At 45.4% G+C, this 661-nt stretch carries 1 protein-coding gene; it reads right to left on the minus strand.

What is annotated here, in order from left to right; translation table 11 throughout:
- Nucleotides 1-661, minus strand: a 661-nt coding sequence (locus tag A3729_RS03155; protein ID WP_197475509.1) for a metal-dependent hydrolase, incomplete at both ends; no start/stop codon positions are given.

A 661-nucleotide genomic window follows, 5' to 3' on the forward strand; every position in this document is an offset into this window, starting at 1 on the left:
CATACCAGTCGTTGGGCATCCCAATGGCTTTCTAAGCCTTTTAATAACTCGGTGCCTTTAGGGTAGGTCTTAAATTCGATTGTATTCGTGTCTTCCCAAATACTCACATGTGAGATGCTGTAACGATCGCCTTCATCTATCACTATTCGCCATAAGAAAGAGCTCAATGGCATAGGTGTACTGATGGTAGATACGACTTTGCTTGTTCCTTTCTGATTGAGCCAAGCGGTGGCAATTTTCTCTTCCGCGATATGTTTTGCAAAGACGCCCCAGCATAGGTATAGCGATGAAATAGCGAAAGCTGAGGTGGTGATCATGGTGGCTTTCTTTGAAATCCAAGTATTCCTGTAGGCGAGAAACAGCGCAAGTAAAAGCGGCAGCGTATAGAATGGGTCGATAATAAATACGCTTGATAAGCCAAAGGGGTGCTCTGTTAGCGGCCAGAACAATTGAGTTCCATATACGGTGCAGGCGTCGAGTAGGGAGTGAGTCCAAAAAATCGCGAGAATCGCAATGAACCATTGCTTGGATATTGGACGATAGCTTGGGCGAAAGTGCAGTATTAACCATGTTAGTAGGGGCGCCACAGCGATCTGGATAATCAGACTGTGGCTAAAGCTTCTATGATAGGTAAAGTCTTCAACTTGGCCCCCAAAAGGAA

The organism is Oleiphilus sp. HI0043, from assembly GCF_001634935.1.